Raw genomic sequence first — 22,715 nt, 5'->3', positions numbered from 1 at the left:
CGAACTCTTGTTTCGTCTACCGGCGCAAACGCCGGCATTTTGTCACCCAGGCACCCCAGCGCCCGGAACGGAACTGCAAACTGCTCGTGATTCGACCAGGCCAAGAGTCTGTTCAAGGTCTAAGGCTTGGCTGCACCATGTTATATAGTTAGAGCAATTTGTCTAGCAAGGCGGATTTTCTTGCTATGCCGCAATCATTTACCGGGCATATGCAGCCAAGCTAAGCAGATTCCGTGCCACGGAGCCCTTCAAACCGGCGGCTGGCTTGGCGTTTTCCCCTGAGGACAAAATACAACATCCAATTGACTTGTGAAGTAACGGCGCGTGAAAAGATCGGTGTACAACAAAGCGACGAAAATGAGCGAAAATCGGTCAAAACCCCACATTTTGCCCAAATTGAATAAAAAAACGGGCTGGATATGCCTCCAGCCCGTCTTCCATACCATGAAAACCTTGCGTTTTCGTTACGCCTCGTCACCCTCGCTTACCGTCGGCGCTTCCGGCGTGATCAGCTTCTGCTTGGCGGCTGCGGCTTGCTGCTGCACCGCCTCGGCCTCTTTGCGCGCCTCGGCGCGCACCACGTCCAGATAGGACATGATGGCGAAGGTCAGCTCGCGGGTGCCTTCGTGGTTCAGCGCGGAGATGGTAAACACGCGCGGCGCCTTGACGTCGAAGCCGAAGGAATCGTCCGGCTGCGTCTGCGGCCAGCCGTAGGCGTTGAGGAAGGCGGACACGGTCAGCTCGCGCTCGTCCTCCGGCAACATGTCCACCTTGTTCAGCACCAGCCAGCGCGGCTTGCTGTACAGCTCCTCGTCGTACTTCTTCAATTCGTCGACGATGGCGCGCGCCTCGCGTACCGGGTCCACATTCGGGTCAAACGGGGCGATGTCCACCACGTGCAGCAGCAAGCCGGTGCGCTGCAGGTGCTTCAGGAAGCGGTGGCCCAGGCCGGCGCCTTCTGCCGCGCCTTCGATCAGGCCCGGAATGTCGGCGATCACGAAGCTGCGGGTATCGTCCATCCGCACCACGCCCAGATTGGGGTGCAGCGTGGTGAACGGATAATCCGCCACCTTGGGGCGCGCGGCGGACACCGCGCGGATGAAGGTAGACTTGCCGGCGTTGGGCATGCCCAGCAGGCCGACGTCCGCCAGCACCTTCAGCTCCAGCTTCAGGGTGCGCTGCTCGCCATCCTCGCCCGGCGTGCACTGGCGCGGCGCGCGGTTGGTGGACGACTTGAAGTGGATGTTGCCCAGGCCGCCCTTGCCGCCCTTGGCGATCATCACGCGCTGGCCGTGATGCGTCAGGTCGGCCACCAGTTCGCCGGTGTCGTGGTCGGTGATCACGGTGCCTACCGGCATCTTCAGCTCGATATCGTCGCCGCCCTTGCCGTAGCAATCGGCGCCGCGGCCGCGCTCGCCGTGCTGCGCCAGATATTTCTTGACGAAGCGGAACTCCACCAGGGTGTTGACGTTCTCGTCGGCCACCGCGTACACGCTGCCGCCCTTGCCGCCGTCGCCGCCATCCGGGCCGCCAAACGGCACGAATTTTTCGCGGCGGAAGCTGGCGACGCCATTGCCGCCGCGTCCGGCCATCACTTCAATCCGGGCTTCATCGATGAATTTCATTGCTCAAAACCTCTGTCTAGCGAGGAGTCAGGCGTCAGGATTGGAGCCATCCAACCCTCACGCCTTGCCCCTCGGGTATGAAAAAAGCCCTATCGAAGGATAGGGCTTTCTCGGGTGCCAGAAAGCGAAAATTATTCGCCGTCTACGCCGGTGTACGGAACCACGTTAACGGTCTTGCGCTGATGCGCGCCCTTAACGGTGAATTCAACGTAGCCATCAACCTTCGCGTACAGGGTGTGGTCCTTGCCCTGGCCGACGTTTTCGCCAGCGTGGAACTTGGTGCCGCGCTGACGCACGATGATGGAACCTGCCGGAATCAGTTCGCTGCCGTAAACCTTGACGCCCAAGCGTTTGGCTTCGGAGTCACGACCGTTGCGGGAGCTACCGCCTGCTTTTTTGTGTGCCATGACTGTTTATCCTTACTTCGAAATCGCGTCGATGCGGATTTCGGTGAAGTTCTGACGATGACCCTGATGCTTCTGGTAGTGCTTACGACGACGCATCTTGAAGATGCGGATCTTGTCGCCACGACCATGGGCAACCACGGTAGCCTTGACGGTGGCGCCGGCTACCAGCGGGGCGCCTACAACAACCTGTTCACCGTCAGCAATCATCAGCACTTCTTCAAGTACGATCTGGCTGTCGATGTCTGCAGGTATCTGTTCTACTTTAAGTTTTTCACCGATGGCAACCTTGTACTGCTTGCCGCCGGTTTTTATGACCGCATACATTCGCATGAGCTCCTGAATATTGAATCCCCGCACCTGATGCGCAAGGGAACGCGAGACTATACGTGCCCGCACTCAACTTGTCAATAATTTCATCGACTTATGCGGCAAACACGGCAGCATGGCGGCTGCAGGGGCTTTTCTGGTAAGATTCCACACTTTGGCGTACCCATCGCAACGATTAAACTGGTTGAAAACGTGTCCACCCCGCTTTTCCGAACCCTGATAGCCGCTGACATGCAGACGGTAGATCGCGTCATTCGCGACCGCCTGCACTCTGATGTCGTACTGATCCGCCAAGTGGCGGAGTACATCATATCCGCCGGCGGCAAACGCCTGCGTCCGGCGCTCACCCTGCTGTCGGGCCGCGCGCTGGGCTACCAGGGCGCGCACCTGTTTGAACTCGCCGCGATGATAGAGTTCATCCACACCGCCACCCTGCTGCACGACGACGTGGTGGACGAATCCGACCTGCGCCGCGGCCGCAAAACCGCCAATGCGCTGTTCGGCAACGCCGCCAGCGTGCTGGTGGGCGACTTCCTCTATACCCGCGCCTTCCAGATGATGGTGACCACGCGCAGCATGGACATCCTGGAAGTAATGGCCGAAGCCACCAACATCATCGCCGAAGGCGAAGTGCTGCAGCTCTTGAACATCGGCAACACCGACGTCAGCGAGGACGATTACCTGAAGGTGATCCAGTACAAGACGGCCAAGCTGTTTGAAGCCGCCGCCCGCGTCGGCGCGCTGATCTCCGGCGCCGCCCAGGAACAGGTGCAGGCCATGGCCGACTACGGCATGTACCTGGGCACCGCCTTCCAGGTCATCGACGACGTGCTGGACTATAGCGGCGACGCCGAAACCATAGGCAAGAGCCTGGGCGACGACCTGGCCGAAGGCAAGCCGACGCTGCCCCTGATCTACACCATGCGCAACGGCAGCCCGGAGGCGGCCACGCTGGTGCGCGAAGCGCTGGAACACGCCAACCGCGACCGTTTCCACGACGTTTTGAATGCGGTACAATCCTGCGGCGCGCTGGAATATGCCAAGAATGAAGCCGTGAAGATGGCTGAACAGGCCATTGCCTCCTTGCACAGCATTCCCGAATCGGAAACCCGCCAGGCCCTGATCGAGCTGGCCCGTCTGTCGGTGGACCGCAGCGCCTAAGCGCCACCCAGTTTTCCAAAGCGTCTCCGTAGTTAAATGGATATAACGGCCCCCTCCTAAGGGGCAGTTACAGGTTCGATTCCTGTCGGGGGCGCCACTCACACTTCCAAAGCAGTCCGAGAAAGTCCATGAAACCCGCACCAAATAAGGCTTTGCGGGTTTTTTTACGTCCGAAACCGTCTAAATAGTTCCATTGAAAGCCGGGCTCACATGGGGGCATACTTGGGGGCATCAACAGAGGGGGCACATTTTGATGCCCCCAAATGCACCCGAGAACAGCTCCATGTCCCTGACCGATACCGCTTGCAAGACGGCCAAACCGAGAGAGGATGGCAAGCCGCTTCGCCTATCCGACGAAAAAGGCATGTACCTGGAAGTCATGCCCAATGGCTCCAAATACTGGCGGCTGAAGTACCGCTTCAATGACAAGGAAAAACGCCTAGCCCTGGGCGTCTACCCCGAGACCACACTGAAGGAGGCCCGTCAGAAGCGAGACGACGCCCGCCGGCGGCTGGCCAATGGCGAAGACCCAAGTGAACAGCGCAAGTTGGAAAGAATGCTGAAGCAGGCAGCGACGGCCAACAAGTTTGAAGCCATCGCGCTGGAGTGGCATGCAAGAGAAAGCCACGAATGGTCCGCCGCCCATAGTGAGCGCGTCTTGTCCGCCATGAAGACCCACATCTTCCCCTACATCGGGGACAGGCCAATCCACGAGATTCGCCCGCTGGAGCTGCTGGAAGTGTTACGCAAGGTGGAGAGCGCCGGGAACATCGACACCACCAAGCGCCTACGGCAACGCTGCTCAGCCGTCTTCCGTCTGGCTATCCTGACCGGCCGCTGCGACAGTGACCCGGCCGCGCCGCTGACTGACGCCCTCAAGAGCCAGCAGTCCACCCCGCGCAAGGCGCTGATGCGCGAAGACATCCCCGCTTTTCTGGAAGCGCTGGATAAGTATGACGGCAGCGTGCAAACCAAGCTGATGATGAAACTGATGCTGCTGACCTTCACCCGCGTCGGAGAAATGGCCATGGCGAGGTGGGAGGAAATCGACTTCGACAAGGCGCTGTGGACCATCCCACCGGAACATCGCAAGCTACCGGAGAAATCCAAGAAAACCGCGCCGCCCCATCTCGTCCCGCTATCCAAGCAAGCCCTGGATGTGTTGCTCCAGCTACACGCCATCAGCGGCGGTCGGGAACACATCTTCCCCAACCGCAACAGCCCACGCCGGCCGATGTCGCCTGAAACCCTGCGCCGCGCGCTTCACAGCATGGGCTTTCGAGGTAAAGCCGATGTCCACGGTTTCCGTTCCACAGCATCCACCATTCTGAATGAAGAGGGCTTCAACCCGGATGCCATTGCGCGGCAGCTATCTCACATTGAAAGCAATAAGGTGCGTGCGGCTTACAATAGGGCTGAGTACATGGATGAGCGGAAGAAAATGATGCAATGGTGGGCAAATTTCCTTACATCTCTACAGAGAAAAGTTAAATAGAAATCAAACTCGTTTCACGTGCAAAATGTGGGATACATAAATGAGCACAAGACATATATACAGATTCAGAAGCATTGAAAATCTTCTCGGAGAAAATGAAGAGCTAAATAAGCAAGAAATATATTTTGCGGCCCCGAACCAACTTAATGACCCAATGGAGGGGATGAAAGACATATTTTGGCAAGGAGATGCCATAGCATGGAAGAACTTTTTCCGCCATTATGTTGCATGCTTAAGCAATGCATATATGGAGTATGCTATAAGTGGAGAGGAACATTTTAAAAAGTGGAGATGCATTTCTATCAAGAATCCATTCTTCCCAAATGAAGAATCAAAACTACAAGAACTACAAAATTCAATATGGAGTAAATTCTATTCAAACCAAAACATACAAGAATACATCAAAACAATCTCTGGACAAAATTTCAAATCAAGAATTAATCAAGTTCTACGCCACATAAATACCATACACCACTTAGCATCAATAACAATTGTAGAAGAACATTCAATTCGCGGCTTCAGAGCGCCAGTCAAAATTGACCCAGATGTAAAAGAAAACATAAACAAGCAAATAATTTCCGAAATAAATAGATGTCAAGACATATACTCCATCACTGAGAAAGATAGTAATCTCGAGGCTATAATCGAAAGAGTATACCTGACTGGGAAATTGTTTTATGACGGATTAAAAATTGCAACAATACATAATAGCAAAAGTGAAATATATCAGGAAAACTTAGAATTTATAAAAACGCACTTTCCTGAAGCGTATTTATATGAACTAGAAAAGTTAATATACCCAGATTGGTACACTGCCTGCTTCATGCGAGACTGCAATAACTCTTCAGTATGGGGAAGTTATGGCAAAAACCATACTGGCGTTTGTCTAAAATTTAAAGTCGAGAAAGAAAAGGATGGAAAACTATCCATAAAATTAAAAAGAAAACATCCGCATGATAAGCTGCCAAGGATTGAAAAACTAACCTTCCACCCTGTAAATTATAATGCAAAGCATATATCCATAGATTTCTTTAGAACTCTTGGAAACATTACTCACCAAGCACAAGCACACTGGTTCCTTGATGAAGACGGAAAAAGAAGCACGTGCGCCGAATCTAATTTTTCTTCGGAAGAACAACGATTAAAATACTGGGATAATTTTTACAAAGCAATCACAGTGAAAACAAAGGACTGGAGATTCGAAAAAGAACATAGATTATTATTAAACAGCATGGTTAGCGATCTGTCCGATAAGCAGTATAGGCTAGCAACATATGACTTATCTTCTTTAGATGGAATAATATTTGGAATCAAAACGGACATTCAAGAAAAATTGAAAATTATTGAAATAATAAAGAATAAATGCATAACTGAAGGGCGAAAGAGTTTTACTTTTTATCAAGCATTTTACAATCCCCAAAGTGGAAAAATTGAACACGAAGAGATATTAAAAATACAATTTTAAATATGCAAATAAGATAATGATATGGGGGGCGATTACCTTAAGGCAAGGTGACCACTTCCAGCCACACCCAGCGCGCGCCATCGAAGCCCCGCCTCGCCCCCGCGCTTCATGTGCCGCTAATCATGCACCTGCATGAACCCGCGCCAGGCCCGCACCGTATGGCCTGGCGCGCTGTTTTCCCCCTGCCCAGATTCATGCGTTTTCATGCGCCTTGCGCATGCAGTCTCCATTTTGAGTAAACGTCACTTGGCGACTTTCCCGCCCTTTTCCGCCTAAATCCGTCAAAGAAAATTCCCAGCCGATCCCAAACCGTCCATTGTTGTCCGGCTTCATAAGCCACCGCGTTTCTTAGTTCCTGTTTTTCATAGAAAAATCGTTCAGCCCGCATTTTTGCTCGCCTTTGTTGTGTGGCAATTTCATACAACAACAACTCAAAACGAGATCGTTTTTTTTTGAAATACTGCATTCGCTGATCGGCGCATCCGATTGCATCCGCAGATATTCAGCCAAAACGATAAGGACACCCACATGACCACCATTGCCCCTTCGCTCACCGCCCAGCCGCTGCGCTTTATGCGCTTGCCGGAAGTCATCTCCACTTGCGGTCTGTCCCGCTCGTCGGTGTACGACGCCATCAAGCGCGGCAGCTTTCCGGCGCCGGTATCGCTGGGTGGCAAAAGCGTGGCCTGGCTGTCATCGGAAATCGAACGCTGGATGGCGGAACGCATCGCCGCGCGCCAACCGTAAACCACAACAAGGAACTTCTCCATGCACCTGACCGACCCGACACGCGACGCCCAGCTCTCCCAGGAACTGGAAGCCAGCCAACAAGCATTCTCTGTTTTCCAGCAGGCCTACCGCGATTACTCCAACAAAGCGACGTTGTGCCAACAGCAACGAGAGGCCGCCGAAGCCGCCGAAAACAGCGCTCGCGGTTTCCGCGAACAAGCACGCGCGCTGCTGCGGGAATTGCTGGGCAACCCGTCCAAAAAAATGCAGGAGCTGCGGGCCGAGGAACGCTCGGCCTACACCTTGGCCGAGGATTACCGCAGCTTTATCGAAGAGTTGGAAGTCGAGCGAGACGAAGCGCTGCTGGCGATGCAGGAAGCTGGCCGGACCTACACCTACAAACGCGCCAGCGCACTGAGCACCTACGCCGAAGGTTTACTGGACCAAGCGCTGGATGAAATCGAACCGCTGCTGAAAGCGATGGCGATGAAGGTCGAGGTGTTAAACCGCCAAGGACGCTTTGCGAATTGGCGACAACAAGGATTTGAGAGCGCCCAGGACGTGGTGATGGCCAATATCCACAAGCGCCTGGAGCAACGCCTGTATGGCTATCGCCTCGACCATGACGCGGACCCGGTGTATCAGGCGCTGCCCTGGGAGCATGGCTTGAATGAGGCCCAACAGGCCACGCCTATGGAAATCAAAAAACAACGCGACAGCCTTGAGCAGCGTCGCGCCGCTTTGAGCGCTTAACCCCCGTTTCAACCACTTCGCACAGGAAAACGACAATGAGCAAATGGATTGGTGTAGATCTGGACGGCACGTTGGCCGAGGTAAACAACCATGGTTTCGGCGCGATTGGCCGACCAGTGGAAGCGATGATGAACCGGGTAAAAGCCTGGCTGAACGATGGTGAATACGAAGTCCGCATCTTTACGGCCCGCGCCAGCGATCCCAGCCAGGCCAGCAAGGTGCAAGATTGGCTCAGCCGCAATGGCCTGGCCGGGCTGACCGTCACCAACGTCAAAGACCGCGACATGATCGAGCTATGGGACGACAAGGCGGTGCGGGTCGAGCGCAACAGCGGCAAGGTTTGCCAGGGTTGCGGCGACGCCGAGCGCGGCCAGCCGGGTTTCAGCCATCGCAAGCACACCATGCAGGACATCGCGCAATTCACCGACTGCTAAGGAGAAAACATGGCCTTTCCTTGCCCGCTGTGCGGCGCGGTGTCGCGGGTTCGTGATCTGCCCCCGCTAGCCATACCAGCAATCAGGAGAGAAGTCCTAGGTTTGCATGGTGGTGGAACCTGCTGATCTTTGGCTTGCTAATTGTGCCTGGCGATGGCGTGCCGCAAATTCCGCTGGCGGTATCCGGCCAATCGATCCATGGGGACGGACTTGATTGTAATCGTCCCGCCACGCGGAGATGATCTGCCTGGCCTCCGCCAGCGAATCAAAGACATGCTCGTTCAGGCATTCGTCGCGGAGTCTGGCATTGAAGCTTTCGATGTAACCATTCTGCATCGGCCGGCCTGGTTGAATCAGGATGTGGCGGATGCCGCGGCTTTGCGCCCAGCCCATGAATGCCCGACTGGTGAACTCCGGCCCATTGTCCGTCCGGATCGCTGACGGATAGCCGCGAAATTGCGCCGCCTGATCCAACATCCGCGTGACGTATTGACCGGACATCGAGAAATCCACCGCAATCTGCACCGCTTCGTGGCTGAAGTCATCGGCGACCGTCAGGCATTTCAAGCGCCGACCACTGGCTAACTGGTCGCTGACAAAATCCATGCTCCACACCTCATTCCACTGCGTAGCGGCTTGCAGCAGCGTGCGCACGCCGGTCAGCTTACGCCGACGGTTACGTCGTCTAACCGCCAGACCTTGTTCGCGATACAAGCGGTACACCCGCTTGTGGTTGATGCCCGGAAACTCGGCGCGCAACAGGTCATGCACTCGCCGATAGCCAAAGCGGCGGCGCGTGTGGGCGATATCGATGATGCGGGCGGTCAGCCGATGCGTGAATGCATCGGTTTGCGGCGGATGTCGCCAGGCGTCTCGAGAAAGCCCCACAAGCCGGCAAGCGCGGCGTTCCGACAATGCCAGTCCGCTGCTTAGCATGATGCGGATGGCCTGCCGCTTGGCTTGCGGGGCTAGCGCTTTATCCCGAAGGCGACCTTGAGAGCTTCGATATCGAGGTGGGCTTCGGCCAGCAGCTTCTTGAGCCGGGCATTCTCGGCTTCCAGATCGCGAGCGCGCTGCAATTCCGCGACGTTCATGCCGCCGTATTTGCTTCGCCATTTGTAGAAGGTGGCTTCAGAGAAGCCTCCCTGGCGGCAGACCTCCTTGATGGCCATGCCGAGTTCGGCCTGCTTGAGAAAGCCGATGATCTGCTCTTCGGTGTATCTGCTCTTCTTCATATCCGTCATTTTCCTTCAAGTGACAGACTTCTCTCTACTTTTGATTGGTAGGAGCTGAGGGGAGCAGATCATCGAGGTCTTAGCCTTGATGCATTAGCACTTCGCATGGGTGACATCACCAAACAGGCACTAAGTAAGTTCGAGAAGGGGGAGGCTGTTCCAAACTCAACTCGGCTGCTTCAACTAGCACGTGCATTGGAAGTGAAGCCTGAATACTTCTTTCGTTCTGACACAGTAGAGTTTGCACAGGTTGAATTTCGCAAGCTCTCAAAGATGCCCAAGCGCGACCAAAAAACCAGCATTGAACAGGCACGAGATCATCTAGAACGTTATATCGCTTTGGAACGCTGCTTTGATGCCATCAACATAGTCATACAACCTGTTCGCGCTGGTTTTTTACAGGTAAACACTATAGAAGAAGCAGAAAGTGCGGCTGAACAGCTACGCAAAGAGTGGCTTTTAGGCACTGACGCCATATCCAATCTGACCGAACTACTTGAGATACATGGCATTAAGGTAGCGCTACTGGATGGTATCAACGATTTTGATGGTGCATGTGTTGCGACTAAAGATGAACAACATGTACTAGTAGCTTTAAACCGAAACCGCCCTGGCGAACGGCAAAGATTTACTGCTGCACATGAATTGGGTCACTGGGTCATGAAATTGCCACAGACCATGTCAGAAAAGGATAAAGAGTTTTGCTGTCACCGCTTTGCTGGTGCACTGCTTTATCCACAAGCACGCGTTAAAGCAGATTTTGGAGCCTACTCACGGCAAAAAGTTCTATTACAAGAGCTGATAATTTCCAAGCGTGGGTATGGCGTCTCCATGCAACTTGCGCTTCGGCGGCTAAAAGACTTACACATCATAGGAGACAATCTATATAAATCGTTAAATATACAAATAAGTCAAAAGGGATGGCGTTCAGCAGAGCCGGAACCTATGCCAGCAGAAATTCCGCTACGCTTTACTGGAATGGTTTATAGGGGGTTAGCTGAGGGGCTATTTACTCCATCTCGTGCAGCTGAGTTTTTACAACAGCCGATATCTAAACTGGAAAATACTTTTTCGGTGACGATGGAGGCTTGATGGACAAGATCTATATCTCTGATACAAATATCTGGATAGATTTTCACCATGCAGCTCTACTTACTGAACTATTCCAGCTTCCATTTACTTTATGCAGTACCGACCTTGCGACATCCGAATTAGATACCCCCGACATAACACCCCTTTTATATTTAGGCCTAAAAATTGAGACTTTGAGTGGAGATGAGGTTATGCAGTTGGTAGCTCTTAGGGAAGGTCTGAACAAGTCTCCAATCTTCCCGTAAACTGACTCCCCCTCAGTCAGATCCAGGACGCCAGCATGCGACAGCAGATGACCTTCACCGATCTCGAACTCGCCGCTAAGAAGAAGCGCACCCGCCGCGAAATCTTTCTGACAGAGATGGATCAGGTCATGCCTTGGGCGCAGCTCGAAGCCGTCATCGATCCAGTGTATCCCAAGCCTGGCAACGGTCGCCGCCCCTACCCGTTGTCCGCCATGCTGCGCGTCTACTGCCTGCAGCACTGGTACAGCCTGTCCGATCCCGCCATGGAAGAAAGCCTGTACGAGATCGCCTCCATGCGCCAGTTCGCCGGCCTCTCCCTGGACGCCGTCCCGGACGAAACCACCCTGCTGAACTTCCGCCATCTGCTGGAAAAGCACCAGCTGACCCACGCTCTGTTTACCGCCATCCACCAGCATCTCTGCGACAAAGGGCTGATGTTGAAGCAAGGCACCATCGTCGATGCCACCCTGATCCACGCGCCCAGCTCCACCAAAAACGCTCAGGGCGAGCGCGATCCGGACATGCATCAAACCAAGAAGGGCAATCAGTGGTACTTCGGCATGAAGGCCCATATCGGCGTCGACGCCCAGTCCGGCTTGGTGCATCACGTGGCCGGCACCCCCGCCAATGTGGCGGATGTCACGATGGTCGATCAGTTGTTGCACGGCGAGGAAATCGATGTGTTTGGCGACGCCGGCTTTGCTGGCGTGCACAAGCGAGCCGAACACCAATCGCGAGCGGTGCGTTGGTGGATTGCGATGAGGCCCGGCCAGCGCAAAGCGCTGACCGATTCAGCCGACGACCGGCAGATCCAGCTGGGCGAAATGGTCAAAGCCAAGATTCGGGCCAAAGTGGAGCATCCGTTTCGGGTCATCAAGCAGCAGTTTGGCTACCTGAAAACACGCTACCGCGGTTTGAAGAAGAACACCGCGCAACTGATGACGCTGTTTGGGCTGGCCAACATCTGGCTGGCGCGAAAGGCCTTGCTGGCGGCGAGTTAAAAGGCCGGATGACCGGAAGCACCCGGTCATCCTCATGGCGGGCGATCTGGAATTGGTGGGTGAAATGCAACCGAAGCCCCGCGAGAAATTGCATTTCTGTTTGCGTGGCAGGTTGTTCAGACCTTCCTTAGCCACCAACACAATAATCCGTCTCTTGCAGACATGTCTTGCTATTTTTTAGCAAAAACAAGACAGCTCCCTCTTTTGACTGGTGATGGGCAGTTACGAAAACTAGCAAGACAGGAGCATGTTCAAGTACATGGAGTACTGTGGCTATTGGATCAGATGATAAATCACAATGTAATACAACCTGACAGAGCGGCCATTGCTTTACAAACAATGCTTGATAACAATGCACGCCTCCCTGCAGCAGATTGCCGCCAAAGGCTCGAACGATGGGGAGCAGCTTAATATATTCAACCAATTTAAAATATCTTCAGTCACGCTGATTATGACTTAGCAAAGCCAAATCAATAAATAAAGTTAATTAATTAGCTCAAAATCATGACATGAAGACATAGCAGCGACATTAATCAAGACAAACAAAGCAAAGCTAAATAGGGGTTAATTATGTACTATCATGTTATAGCAGAAACTACTGAAAAAACAAAAGGCGAATATGAGTTATTTTATGAATTCGACTGCACAGACCTAGAAGAAATTAAGGAATTAGTTGTTCATCCATATCAAAAGGAAGGAAAAATATATATTGACGGATCTCATATTGAATTTAAAAAAATTAGGTCTTTAAAGATAAAGTCCTCTGAAAAAACACTGGATGAGTTATGCTCTATAGCACAAAGCAAACTATCTCCTAATATATTTTACTTTTATACAAAAGCGGATATTTTAAAGAGTGATTCATACGTTGAAGACATTACCAAAAAAATTCTTTTATCATCCGGATCCATCTTAAAGGCAAACGATCATGAGCCGCACTCACTAGTAGAGGAGAAGAACAAGGTCTTCATAGTACATGGCCGGGATAATCATGCAAAAACTGATATTGCTCGATTTATTGAAAGACTTGGCTTTGACGCAATAATTCTTCATGAGCAAGCTAGCTCTGGAAAAACAATAATTGAGAAAATAGAAGAATATACAAATGTGAGTTTTGCGATCGTCTTGTACACCCCATGTGATACTGGGGGCTTGGCAGGTGAAATGGAGAATAAACCACGTGCAAGGCAAAATGTTGTCTTCGAACATGGCTATTTGATTGGGAAAATAGGGCGCAATAAAGTATGCGCCTTAGTTAAGGGGGATATTGAAACTCCAAATGACATTAACGGCATAGTTTATATACCACTTGATAGTAACGGTGCTTGGCGCATGCATGTTGCTAGAGAAATGCGAGAAGCTGGATGTGTATTAGACATGAACAAGGTAATTTAATCTAAATGACCCGCACTGACGGTAGCATCACAAAAAATCTTAGATGTACACCTTAGAGCGGCTAACAAAAATCAGTTTCACGACTGAGGCAAGGCGCGCCGACGCAGGCAGTACTTGAGTACGGCAAGTCGGCGCAACGCCGCATCAGGAATTTTGTTAGCCACTCTTATTGCCATGTAGTTCGATAAGAAACATGATTCTCATCGTTAGAATTTGCAATTGGGGGCACAACCGGGGGCATCAGCCACAAAAAATTGAAATATATTTATTAAAAATCAAATAGATACATGCCAAATCCAATCCCTGTCGGGCCACCCACACTTCCAAAGCAGTCCAAGAAAGTCCACAAACCCGCGCCAAATAAGGATTTGCGGGTTTTTTTACGTCCAAAGCCATCCGAATAGTTCCATTGAAAGCCGGGGGCACATGGGGGCATACTTGGGGGCATCTACAAAGGGGGCACATTTCGATGCCCCCAAATGCACCCGAGAACACCCCATGCCCCTGACCGATAGCGCCTGCAAGACGGCCAAACCAAGAGAAGACGGCAAGCCGCTTCGCCTGTCCGACGAAAAAGGCATGTACCTGGAAATCATGCCCAATGGTTCCAAGTACTGGCGACTGAAGTACCGCTTCAACGCCCAAGAAAAGCGCCTGGCCCTGGGCGTCTACCCGGAGACCACACTAAAGGAAGCCCGCCTCAAGCGAGACGACGCCCGCCGGCGGCTGGCCAATGGCGAAGACCCTTCAGAACAGCGCAAGCTGGAAAAGGTGCTGAAACAAGCCGCGACGGCCAATACCTTTGAAGCCATCGCGCTGGAGTGGCATGAAAGAGAAAGCCACGAATGGGCGCTGTTGCACAAATCCTGAACAGGGCGAGTTTCCCCTTTCCCCAAGCGGATTTACGCCACCGGCACCGTGCACGGCCGGCCCAGCATGCTGAAGCGGTTCAAGATGGCAGCACGTACCTGCAGCTCTGCCACTTGACCATCGAAACGCCGGGCCATCACCCTCTCGCCTAGCCGTTTAAAGCAATACATCTTGGTTTCCACCAAGCGGCGGCGATGGTAGCCGCTCCAACGCTTCCAGATCGCCCGGCCTAGTCGCTTGGTGGTCCGCAGAATCTCATTCCGCGCCAGCACTCCCAGCACACTTCCTTTCCACGGTCTCGCATTCTTGCGGCTCGGAATGCACCCGATCGCGCCCCGCGCGGCAATCGCCTCATGGCACGCCTTGGTATCAAAAGCCCCATCGCCGCTCACGCAGCCTATCGGCTCATCAGCCGGGATTTGCGTCAATAGCGAAGGTCGCATTTGCGCATCGCTCTGGCGGTTGTCGGTTACCTCGATGGCGCGGATTTGCAGGGTTTCCGCATCGATGCCCAGATGCACCTTACGCCATTGCCGGCGATATTCCGCGCCATGTTTCTTGGTTTTCCATTCACCTTCGCCCAGCATTTTGATGCCGGTGCTATCGACCAGCAGATGCAGCGCGCCTGAGCTTTTCTGGTAGGGAATTTTGACCTGCAGCGTCTGCTGCCGCCTGGATAGCGTGCTGTAATCTGGGACGCTCCAGTCCAGACCCGCCAACTGGATCAGGCTTTGGATGAAGCCGATGGTCTGCCGCAACGCTAGTCCAAACAGGTTCTTAATGGTCAGGCAGAATTGAATAGCGGTATCGCTATAGGTCTGCGTCCGTCCACGCTTGCCCCGAGGAGTTGCCCGCCATGACATGCTTGTGTCCAGCCAGACGGACAGGGAGCCGCGCTGGATCAGGGCTCGGTTGTAGGCTTTCCAGTTGGTGGTTCGGTAGCGTTTCGGAGGGGGCTTGGCCATGCCACTATCTTACCAAGCCGCGCTGGGGGAGGATTTGTGCAACAGCGCCGCTATTCAGTTCAAACGATAAGGACAAATCCAATGACCGCCATTGCCCATTCGCTCACGCCCAGCCGTTGCGCTTTATGCGCTTGCCAGAAGCCATCTCCACTTGCGGCCTGTCCCACTCGTCGGTGTGCGACGCCATCCAGCTCGGCCGCTTTCCAGCCCCGGGGCGCAGGACGGCAACAGCCCGCGCAGGCTGGCGGCGCAACAAAAAACCGCATGCCTCTCGACATGCGGTTTTCCATGACTGCGCGGCAGACTCAGCGCCACGCGCCCCAGAATAGCCATAGCACGATGGGGCCTCCCAGCAGCAGCCATTTCAGCAAGTAGTACGCAAAGCGGCTCTGCGCCTTGATCTTTTTGCCGAACAGGCGCACCTGCTGGATGTAGCGGAAGGCTCGGTTGAGGCCGCCGGTGCGGTCGCCTTCCTGATTGGGGGAATTGGCCGCGCCCACCAGCACGCGGCTGACGATGCGGTTGATCCAGCGCGCCGGGGCGAACCACATCGGGCGTTCGATATCGCAGAACAGGATGATGCGGTTCTGGTCCGTGGTGTTCTCGGCGTAGTGCAGATAGGTTTCGTCGAAGATCACCGCCTCGCCATCGCGCCAGCTGTATTTCTGCCCGTCTACATCGATGTAGCACCCGTCGTCATTCGGCGTGATCAGGCCCAGGTGATAGCGCACGGAGCCGGCGAACGGGTCGCGGTGGCGCACCAGGCGGCTGCCGGGCGGCAAGGCGGTGAACATGGCGGCCTTGATATTGGGGAACTGCTTCAGCAGCTGGGTGGTGTACGGGCACAGCGTCTGGGCCGAGGCGTGATCCTGGCCATACCACTTGAGGTAGAAGCGTTTCCAGCCGGTTTTGAAGAAGGAGTTGAAGCCCAGGTCGTCGTATTTGTCCGAGGCTTTGATATTGCCCTGGTCGTACAGCGCGGCCGCTTCCTCGCGGATTTTTTCCCAGTTGGCCGTCAGCGCCTGCAGCTCCGGGAAGCGCTCAACCGGCAGATAGGGCCTGGGCGGCACTTTGGAGAACAGGTACATGAAGCAGTTGATCGGCGCCATGATGGTGGAGTGGTCGCTCAACTGGCGCCAGAAGCCCAGCCGCACCCGGCCGCGCAGGTGCACGTAGGCAGTGGACAGAATGAAAATGGCGACAATGGTCAACTTGAAATAAGGCATCCGCTCTCCTTGAACTTGCATCAAGGCGATGCCGTCGCGGCGGCATCGACTCAGGATGCCAGACTATAAACCCTGACCCCGCTTGCGGCCAAGCCTGCGGCTGATCACAAGAACAGGGTTTTCGCCTCGTAATGATCGCGCAGGAAACGGAACAGGCGGTAGCCCTGGCGGTTTTCGATAGCCGCCTCGCGCGTGCCCTTGATCCACTGGAAGCAGGTGGCCGGGCACACTTCCAGCACGCGGCCATCGCGCACGATGCGATGGTCGCCGTGAACATGGCCGCAGATCGCCAGCCTGGCGCGCTCGGCTTGCGCCAACATGGCCCACAGCCGCCCGCCGTCCATCAGCATGCAGTCGTCCAGCAGCGGCGTGCCCACCGCCAGCGGATGGTGGTGCAGCACCACGGCCGCCGGGCCATCGTCCACTCGCGCCAGCCGGCTCCGCAACGCGGCCAGGCTGGCGTCGTCGATGCGGCCTTCGTCGTGTCCCGCCACGCAGCAATCGACGCCGAGAAAAGTCCAGCCGCCCAGCCTGAGCGTATCCAGCGGATGCATGAAGTCGTACTCGGCGAACACCCGGGCGGCCGTAGCCGGCTTATCGTGATTGCCGGCGATCCAGTGCACCGGCAGCCCCAATCCGGCCAGCGCCTCGGCGCACAGCCGGTACGACGCCTCGGACTCGTCCTGCGAGATGTCGCCGGTCAAGAACACCGCGTCGGCATGCTGCTCCCGCACCGATGCCAGCACTTTGCGCAGCGCCGCATAGGTGTCCACGCCCATCAGCCTGCCCTGCGGGCTGGCAAACAGGTGGATATCGGTCAGTTGCGCGATTTTCATGGCGGCCTCCTTGCCATGCCAAATGCTTCGATTATGCCCATCTTGGCCGGCGCGCACAAAAAAGCCCCGGCGGCGAATGCCGTCGGGGCGGGCGCATGGACCGGAAGCCGATCAGAACAGCTGGTCTTTGACGTTCTCCACCGCGTCCTGCGCGGCCGGCTTGCTGCCGTCGTCCGCCGGCGCGCTGGCGTCGACGTCGCCGCCCGGCACGGAGCCGCTGTTGTCGATGCGCAGTTCCGGATTGGTCTTCTGGAATTCTTCGTAGTAATACTCGTCGCCGCCGCGCTGGCCGGCGCCCGGCTTCACCACGATGCCCTGCGGCACCGGCAGCTCCACTTCCGGCTGGCCCTTGAGCGCATTGCCCATGTAGTTGATCCAGATGGGCAGCGCGGCTGTGCCGCCGTAGCCGTAACGGCCCAGCGAGCGCGGCTGGTCGAAGCCCACCCAGGTGGCCGCCACCAGATTGGGATTGAAGCCGACGAACCAGGCGTCCTTCCAATCCGAGGTAGTGCCGGTTTTGCCGGCGAGGTCGGTGCGGCCGAGGCTCATGGCGCGGAAGCCGGTGCCGTAGCGCACCACGTCGCCCATCATGGAGCGCATGATGAAGGCGTTGCGCGGATCGATCGCCTGCTGCGCGTTCTGGCCGGCCACGGTGGGCACTGTCTTGGCCAGCACGCGGCCGGACTGGTCTTCGATGCGGTCGATGAAGTAGGCCTTGGTGCGGTAGCCGCCGTTGGCGAACACGGAATACCCCTCCGCCATCTGCAGCGGCGTCACCGAGCCTGCGCCCAGCGCCATCGGCAGATAAGCCGGGTGCTGCTTGGGCGAGAAGCCGAAGCGCTGGATGTACTGCTGGGCGTAATCGGTGCCGATAGCCATCAACACGCGCACCGACACCAGGTTCTTGGAGCGAGTCAGGCCCTGGCGCAAGGTGATGAGGCCGGAAAACTTGCCGTCATCGTTCTTCGGCTCCCACATCTGGCCATTGACGCCAGGCACCGACAGCGGCGCGTCGTTGATCATGGTGGACGGCGTGATGCCGCGCTCGATGCCGGCCGAATAGATAAACGGTTTGAACGAGGAGCCGGGCTGACGCCAGGCCTGGGTCACGTGATTGAAGCTGCGGCGGTTGAAATCGAAGCCGCCCACCAGCGACTTGATGGCGCCGGTGCGGGTATCCAGCGACACGAAGGCGCCTTCCACTTCCGGCATCTGCACGATTTCCCAGTAACCCTTGGGATTGGCTTGCACGCGGATCACCGCGCCGCGCCGGATCTGCTGCTGCGCGGAAGCCTTGGCGCTCAGGCCGCGGCGGGCGAAATCCAGCCCCGCGCCCTTGATCACCGCGGTCTTGCCGCCGCGCATATAGGCCTGCACCTCGCTCGGGCTGGCCGACAGCACGATGGCCGGCAGCATGCCGCCGCTGTCGCGCAGGTCGCCCATCGCCTCGTCCAGCGCTTCGGTCAGGTCCTCTCCGCTGCCGGAGGGCAAGTCCAGATAGCTTTCCGGGCCGCGATAGCCGGTCTTGCGGTCGTAATCGGTCAGGCCGGCGCGCAGCGCGTCATACGCCCACTGCTGGTGGCGGCTGTCGATGGAGGTGTAAACCTTGAAGCCTTCTGTGTACGCGGCTTCCTTGTACCGCTCGTACATGGCCTGACGTACCATTTCCGCAACATACTGGCCGGGCTGACTGGTATCGGCAGCCTGGCTGGCCAGCTTCAGCGGCTCGTTCAGCGCTTCTTGGTACTGATCCTCGGTGATGAAGTTCAGCTCGCGCATGCGGCGCAGCACGTATTGCTGACGCAGCTTGGCGCGGTCCGGGTTGACCACCGGGTTGTAGGCCGACGGCGCCTTGGGCAGGCCGGCCAGCATCGCCATCTGGGCGATGCTGAGCTCATTCAGCGGCTTGCCGTAATAAGCCTGAGCGGCAGCGCCGAAACCATAGGCGCGCTGGCCCAGATAAATCTGGTTGAAATACAGCTCCAGAATCTGGTCCTTGCTTAGCGTGTGCTCGATCTTGAACGCCAGCAGCGCTTCGTTGAACTTGCGGGTGAAGGTCTTCTCGCTCGACAGGAAGAAATTGCGCGCCACCTGCATGGTGATGGTGCTGGCGCCGGATCGCGTGTGGCCGGACACGATATTGCCGACCGCCGCGCGCAGGATGCCTAGGTAATCGATGCCGCTGTGCTGGTAGAATCGTTCATCTTCCGCGGCCAGCACGGCCTGCTTCATCAGCTGCGGAACTTCGTGGATGCGGGAAAACGACCGCCGCTCCTCGCCGAACTCGCCCAGCAGCTGGCTATCGGAGGAATACACGCGTAGCGGGATTTTCGGGCGGTAATCCGTGATTACATCAAGGCTTTGCAAGCGGGGGTAGGTTATGATGACGGCAATTGCTGCGGCGCCCGCCAGCAATACCACACCGCCTAGAAAAACACCCGCCATGATTGCAAGAAATCGTCTGAGCATATATACGATGGGCTTTCGTTGGAAAGCGGATTATAACGTCTTGTGAATGCCAACAAGACAAACAATGGCGGCAACAGTTCGAAATTCTGTTGCAGAGAAGCGGATTGAGGCGAAGATGTTATTCGAAAAACTGAAGCTCGAGCTGCCCTGGCTCGAACAGCTGGGATTGGGAAAAGCCCACAATTCGCCGCGGCTGGGTCTGGACATCAGCAACACGGCCATCAAGCTGGTGGAGCTGTCGCGCAACGGCAGAAACTGCCAGGTGGAGCGGTACGTGATCGAACCGCTGCCCAAGGAAGCCGTCAACGACGGCAATCTGGTGGAAGTCGAAGGCATCGCCGAAACCATACGCCGCGCCTGGAGGCGGCTGGACAGCCCGGTTCGCAACGTGGCCATCGCCATCCCCACGCCGATGGCCATCTACAAGAAGATCCTGGTGCCGGTGAGCCAGATCGATGACATGGACGAGATCATCGAGAACGAGGCCCACCAGATCATTCCGTTCCCGCTGGAAGAAGTGAATCTGGACCACCAGGTGCTGGGACCGTCGCCATCCAGCATCGACGACATGGAAGTCCTGCTGTGCGCGGCGCGCAAGGAGAAGGTGGAAGAGCGCGTCGCGGTGGTGGAAATGGCGGGCCTGCGGCCGCAGGTGGTGGATGTGGAATCGTTTGCGATGATGACCGCGTTCGAGCAGATCCAGCAGCAATTGCCGGACCACGGCATGAACCAGACTTTCGCCCTGTTCGATATCGGCGCCACGCGCATCCACTGCAACATCATCCGCAACGGGCAGCAAATCTATTATCGCGAGCAGATGTTCGGCGGCCATCAACTGACGCGCGACATCCAGCGCCGCTACAACATCAGCTTCGAGGAGGCAGAGACAAGCAAGCGCAGCATGGCGCTGCCGGACGGCTACGAATCGGAGCTGATGCACCCCTTCATCGACTCGCTGGCGCAGGAAATCCAGCGCGCGCTGCAGTTCTTCTACACCACGGTCAGCGTGTCGCAATACCTGCGCGTGGACTACATCCTGCTGGCCGGCGGCTGCAGCATGCTGCCCGGCCTCGACGACGCCGTGGCCGGCCGCACCCAGATCAGCACCATGATCGCCAACCCTTTCACCACCATGGTACAGTCCGGCTCCATCCGACTGAAGGAATTGCTGATGGACGCACCATCGCTGCTGATCGCCAGCGGCCTGGCGCTCAGGAGGTTCGACTGAATGATACGGATCAACCTCCTCCCCCACCGCGAACAGAAAAAAGCGGCGCATCGCCTGCGCTTCCAGCTGCTGACCAGCGCGACCATCGCCGCCTCGGTCTTGCTGCTGGGCGCGGCCTATCTGGTGCTGGGGCATATCCAAGCGGACCAGCAGCGGCGCAACCAGTTTCTGCAAGCCGAAATCGGCAAGCTGGACCGGCAGATCAAGGACATCGGCAAGCTGAAGAAGCAGCGCGACGACCTGCTGGCGCGCAAACAGCTGGTGGAACGGCTGCAGGAAGGCCGCAACGGCGCGGTGCACCTGTTCGACCAACTGGTGCGGCAAACGCCGGACGGCATCTATCTGCGCTCCTTCAAGCAAACCGGCAATCAAGTGACGCTGACCGGCTTGGCCCAGTCCGGCGCGCGGGTGTCCAACTTCATGCGCCAGCTGGGCCAGTCGGAAACCTTCGAATCGCCAGTGCTGGTTGAAGTCACCGCCACCATCGCCAACAACCAACGGGCCAACGCCTTCACCCTGAACGCCACGCTGCGCCAAGCGCCGCCGGATACGCAGCTGAAAAATACCAATTCATCCGGAGCCAAGCCATGACGCTGGACGAACTTCGCGCCCTCGACCCCAAGGACATGCCCAATTGGCCGCTGCAGGCGCAAGGCCTGGCGCTGGCCGTGCTGCTGCTGATGCTGCTGGGCCTGGGTTACTTCTTCGTGCTGGGCGACCAGTTGGATCAGTTGCAACAGGCCAAGCAACAGGAAGAACAGCTGAAGCAGACCTTCATCGACAAAAAGCGGCAGGCGGTCAACCTGGACGCGCTGGAGCAGCAGCTGAAGGAAATCGACGCATCCTTCGGCGCGCTGTTGAAGCAATTGCCCACCAAGTCGGACATGGACACGCTGCTGACGGAAATCAACCAGGCCGGCATCGGCCGCGGGCTGCAGTTCGATCTGTTCAAACCCGGCACCGAAATCCGCTCCACCGAAATGGCCGAAGTGCCCATCACCATCCGCTTGACCGGCACCTACAACGACCTGGCCGCCTTCGTCAACGACGTGGCGCAGCTGTCGCGCATCGTCACCATCAGCGACATCAACCTCACCCCCGGCAACGGCAACCGGCTGACGATGGACGCCACGGCGCGCACCTATCGCGCGCTGGAGCCAGGCGAGCGCATGGGCGTGCCGGCGGCCCAGGCCGCTAAGTAAGGGGCCGCCGCGATGAAGAACCGATTCACCCTCCTCCTGCCCGCCCTGCTGCTGTGCGGCTGCGGCAACGCCGGCAATGACGATCTTCAAGCCTGGATCGTCTACAGCAGCCAGGGCCTGCGCGGCCAGATCGAGCCGCTGCCGCAGGTACAGGCCTACAAACCGTTCAGCTACCAGGCTTTTGATCTGCTGGACCCGTTCAATCCGCAGAAACTGCAGGCCGGCAAGAGCCAGAATTCCGCCAATGCGCCGGACATGAAACGGCCGCGCGAGGCGCTGGAAAACTATGACATGGACAAGCTGGCGATGGTGGGAACCATACGCCAAGGCAGCAAAATCTATGCATTGATCCGCACGCCGGAAGGCACGGTCTACCGCATCCAGCCGGGCAATTATGTCGGCACCAATTACGGCAAAGTCACCGCCATCGACGATGCCGGCGTCAAGCTGGCAGAGACCGTTGAAGACCTAAATGGAGAATGGGTGCAGCGCGAAAGCAACCTGTACCTGGAAGAACAAGGGCAGAATAAATGAATAAGCTATCCATCGCACTGC

General features: G+C 56.3%; 25 protein-coding genes and 1 tRNA gene. 17 read left to right on the top strand and 9 right to left on the bottom strand.

Annotated features, from left to right (window positions below; all coding sequences use genetic code 11):
- Window positions 1–464: 464 nt before the first annotated feature.
- The 3 genes from obgE to rplU all read right to left on the bottom strand — a co-directional run bounded on the left by obgE (window position 465) and on the right by rplU (window position 2,356).
- Window positions 465–1,625 (bottom strand): GTPase ObgE, encoded by a 1,161-nt coding sequence (gene obgE, locus BI343_RS12650; RefSeq protein WP_071109933.1) that lies wholly within the window; start codon window positions 1,623–1,625, stop codon window positions 465–467.
- 131 nt (window positions 1,626–1,756) lie between these two features.
- A complete protein-coding gene (gene rpmA, locus BI343_RS12645) occupies window positions 1,757–2,032 on the bottom strand; it encodes a 50S ribosomal protein L27 (protein WP_043621127.1) in 276 nt (91 codons plus the stop codon).
- 12 nt (window positions 2,033–2,044) lie between these two features.
- Window positions 2,045–2,356: a 50S ribosomal protein L21 gene (rplU, locus tag BI343_RS12640; RefSeq protein ID WP_043621130.1), complete on the bottom strand. Its 312-nt coding sequence runs from the start codon at window positions 2,354–2,356 to the stop codon at window positions 2,045–2,047.
- 183 nt (window positions 2,357–2,539) lie between these two features.
- Between rplU and ispB the strand changes: the two genes are divergently transcribed.
- The 4 genes from ispB to BI343_RS19355 all read left to right on the top strand — a co-directional run bounded on the left by ispB (window position 2,540) and on the right by BI343_RS19355 (window position 6,480).
- Window positions 2,540–3,520 (top strand): octaprenyl diphosphate synthase, encoded by a 981-nt coding sequence (ispB, locus tag BI343_RS12635; protein WP_071110032.1) that lies wholly within the window; start codon window positions 2,540–2,542, stop codon window positions 3,518–3,520.
- A gap of 22 nt (window positions 3,521–3,542) precedes the next feature.
- Window positions 3,543–3,617: transfer RNA gene (locus BI343_RS12630), tRNA-Arg, on the top strand.
- A gap of 186 nt (window positions 3,618–3,803) precedes the next feature.
- Complete coding sequence (locus tag BI343_RS12625) at window positions 3,804–5,015, top strand: tyrosine-type recombinase/integrase (protein ID WP_071109932.1); 1,212 nt, start codon at window positions 3,804–3,806, stop codon at window positions 5,013–5,015.
- A gap of 40 nt (window positions 5,016–5,055) precedes the next feature.
- The gene (locus tag BI343_RS19355; RefSeq protein ID WP_083340943.1) at window positions 5,056–6,480 is read left to right on the top strand and encodes a DUF2971 domain-containing protein; all 1,425 of its coding nucleotides are present in this window, start codon (window positions 5,056–5,058) and stop codon (window positions 6,478–6,480) included.
- Window positions 6,481–6,682: 202 nt separating this feature from the next.
- Here the strand turns inward: BI343_RS19355 and BI343_RS19720 are convergent, their stop codons facing one another.
- Complete coding sequence (locus tag BI343_RS19720) at window positions 6,683–6,946, bottom strand: hypothetical protein (protein WP_139165723.1); 264 nt, start codon at window positions 6,944–6,946, stop codon at window positions 6,683–6,685.
- Window positions 6,947–7,008: 62 nt separating this feature from the next.
- Here BI343_RS19720 and BI343_RS12620 point away from each other — a divergent pair, with 62 nt between their 5' ends.
- The 3 genes from BI343_RS12620 to BI343_RS12610 are packed head-to-tail and all read left to right on the top strand — an operon-like array spanning window position 7,009 to window position 8,396.
- Window positions 7,009–7,227, top strand: coding sequence for a helix-turn-helix transcriptional regulator (locus BI343_RS12620; protein WP_071110031.1), 219 nt, complete (start codon window positions 7,009–7,011; stop codon window positions 7,225–7,227).
- Between the two features lie 21 nt (window positions 7,228–7,248).
- Window positions 7,249–7,962 (top strand): hypothetical protein, encoded by a 714-nt coding sequence (locus tag BI343_RS12615; RefSeq protein ID WP_071109931.1) that lies wholly within the window; start codon window positions 7,249–7,251, stop codon window positions 7,960–7,962.
- Window positions 7,963–7,997: 35 nt separating this feature from the next.
- A complete protein-coding gene (locus tag BI343_RS12610; RefSeq protein ID WP_071109930.1) occupies window positions 7,998–8,396 on the top strand; it encodes a hypothetical protein in 399 nt (132 codons plus the stop codon).
- Between the two features lie 96 nt (window positions 8,397–8,492).
- On the opposite strand, the gene BI343_RS12605 is transcribed toward BI343_RS12610, so the two are convergent.
- A protein-coding gene (locus tag BI343_RS12605) for an IS3 family transposase (protein WP_422614096.1) occupies window positions 8,493–9,631 on the bottom strand; the annotation gives its coding sequence in 2 pieces (ribosomal slippage) (window positions 8,493–9,376 and window positions 9,376–9,631; 1,140 coding nt in all).
- 54 nt (window positions 9,632–9,685) lie between these two features.
- On the opposite strand from BI343_RS12605, the gene BI343_RS19350 reads away from it, so the two are divergent.
- From BI343_RS19350 to BI343_RS12585, 6 genes are all read left to right on the top strand, one after another.
- Window positions 9,686–10,723 (top strand): helix-turn-helix domain-containing protein, encoded by a 1,038-nt coding sequence (locus BI343_RS19350; protein WP_280513335.1) that lies wholly within the window; start codon window positions 9,686–9,688, stop codon window positions 10,721–10,723.
- Entirely contained in the window at window positions 10,723–10,968 is a 246-nt protein-coding gene (locus BI343_RS20195) for a PIN domain-containing protein (RefSeq protein ID WP_083340941.1), read from the top strand. The genes BI343_RS19350 and BI343_RS20195 overlap by 1 nt, the downstream gene beginning before the upstream one ends.
- Before the next feature lie 35 nt (window positions 10,969–11,003).
- A complete protein-coding gene (locus tag BI343_RS12595) occupies window positions 11,004–11,969 on the top strand; it encodes an IS5 family transposase (RefSeq protein WP_083340712.1) in 966 nt (321 codons plus the stop codon).
- An 87-nt stretch (window positions 11,970–12,056) separates the two neighbouring features.
- The gene (locus BI343_RS20790; protein WP_479686413.1) at window positions 12,057–12,380 is read left to right on the top strand and encodes a PIN domain-containing protein; all 324 of its coding nucleotides are present in this window, start codon (window positions 12,057–12,059) and stop codon (window positions 12,378–12,380) included.
- Window positions 12,381–12,539: 159 nt separating this feature from the next.
- A complete protein-coding gene (locus BI343_RS19340) occupies window positions 12,540–13,364 on the top strand; it encodes a TIR domain-containing protein (RefSeq protein ID WP_083340940.1) in 825 nt (274 codons plus the stop codon).
- A gap of 498 nt (window positions 13,365–13,862) precedes the next feature.
- Window positions 13,863–14,234, top strand: coding sequence for an Arm DNA-binding domain-containing protein (locus BI343_RS12585; protein ID WP_071109928.1), 372 nt, complete (start codon window positions 13,863–13,865; stop codon window positions 14,232–14,234).
- A 32-nt stretch (window positions 14,235–14,266) separates the two neighbouring features.
- On the opposite strand, the gene BI343_RS12580 is transcribed toward BI343_RS12585, so the two are convergent.
- The 4 genes from BI343_RS12580 to BI343_RS12565 all read right to left on the bottom strand — a co-directional run bounded on the left by BI343_RS12580 (window position 14,267) and on the right by BI343_RS12565 (window position 19,577).
- On the bottom strand, window positions 14,267–15,199 hold the full coding sequence (locus BI343_RS12580; protein ID WP_083340939.1) for an IS5 family transposase: 933 nt from the start codon (window positions 15,197–15,199) through the stop codon (window positions 14,267–14,269).
- A 305-nt stretch (window positions 15,200–15,504) separates the two neighbouring features.
- On the bottom strand, window positions 15,505–16,425 hold the full coding sequence (gene lpxO, locus BI343_RS12575) for a lipid A hydroxylase LpxO (RefSeq protein WP_071109927.1): 921 nt from the start codon (window positions 16,423–16,425) through the stop codon (window positions 15,505–15,507).
- A 104-nt stretch (window positions 16,426–16,529) separates the two neighbouring features.
- Window positions 16,530–17,261 carry a metallophosphoesterase gene (locus tag BI343_RS12570; protein ID WP_071109926.1) on the bottom strand — a complete coding sequence of 244 codons (732 nt, stop codon included), beginning with the start codon at window positions 17,259–17,261 and terminating at the stop codon, window positions 16,530–16,532.
- A gap of 111 nt (window positions 17,262–17,372) precedes the next feature.
- A complete protein-coding gene (locus BI343_RS12565; protein WP_244886640.1) occupies window positions 17,373–19,577 on the bottom strand; it encodes a penicillin-binding protein 1A in 2,205 nt (734 codons plus the stop codon).
- 268 nt (window positions 19,578–19,845) lie between these two features.
- On the opposite strand from BI343_RS12565, the gene BI343_RS12560 reads away from it, so the two are divergent.
- The 4 genes from BI343_RS12560 to BI343_RS12545 are packed head-to-tail and all read left to right on the top strand — an operon-like array spanning window position 19,846 to window position 22,694.
- A complete protein-coding gene (locus tag BI343_RS12560) occupies window positions 19,846–20,958 on the top strand; it encodes a pilus assembly protein PilM (RefSeq protein ID WP_043629544.1) in 1,113 nt (370 codons plus the stop codon).
- The gene (locus tag BI343_RS12555; protein WP_071109924.1) at window positions 20,959–21,549 is read left to right on the top strand and encodes a PilN domain-containing protein; all 591 of its coding nucleotides are present in this window, start codon (window positions 20,959–20,961) and stop codon (window positions 21,547–21,549) included. It begins immediately after the preceding gene.
- On the top strand, window positions 21,546–22,160 hold the full coding sequence (locus BI343_RS12550) for a type IV pilus inner membrane component PilO (protein WP_043629539.1): 615 nt from the start codon (window positions 21,546–21,548) through the stop codon (window positions 22,158–22,160). Before BI343_RS12555 ends, BI343_RS12550 begins: the two co-directional genes overlap by 4 nt.
- A gap of 12 nt (window positions 22,161–22,172) precedes the next feature.
- The gene (locus BI343_RS12545) at window positions 22,173–22,694 is read left to right on the top strand and encodes a pilus assembly protein PilP (protein WP_071109923.1); all 522 of its coding nucleotides are present in this window, start codon (window positions 22,173–22,175) and stop codon (window positions 22,692–22,694) included.
- Window positions 22,695–22,715 lie beyond the last annotated feature (21 nt).

Source organism: Chromobacterium amazonense, assembly GCF_001855565.1.
GTDB lineage: Bacteria > Pseudomonadota > Gammaproteobacteria > Burkholderiales > Chromobacteriaceae > Chromobacterium > Chromobacterium amazonense.
This window is presented reverse-complemented; position numbering and strand designations above follow the sequence as displayed.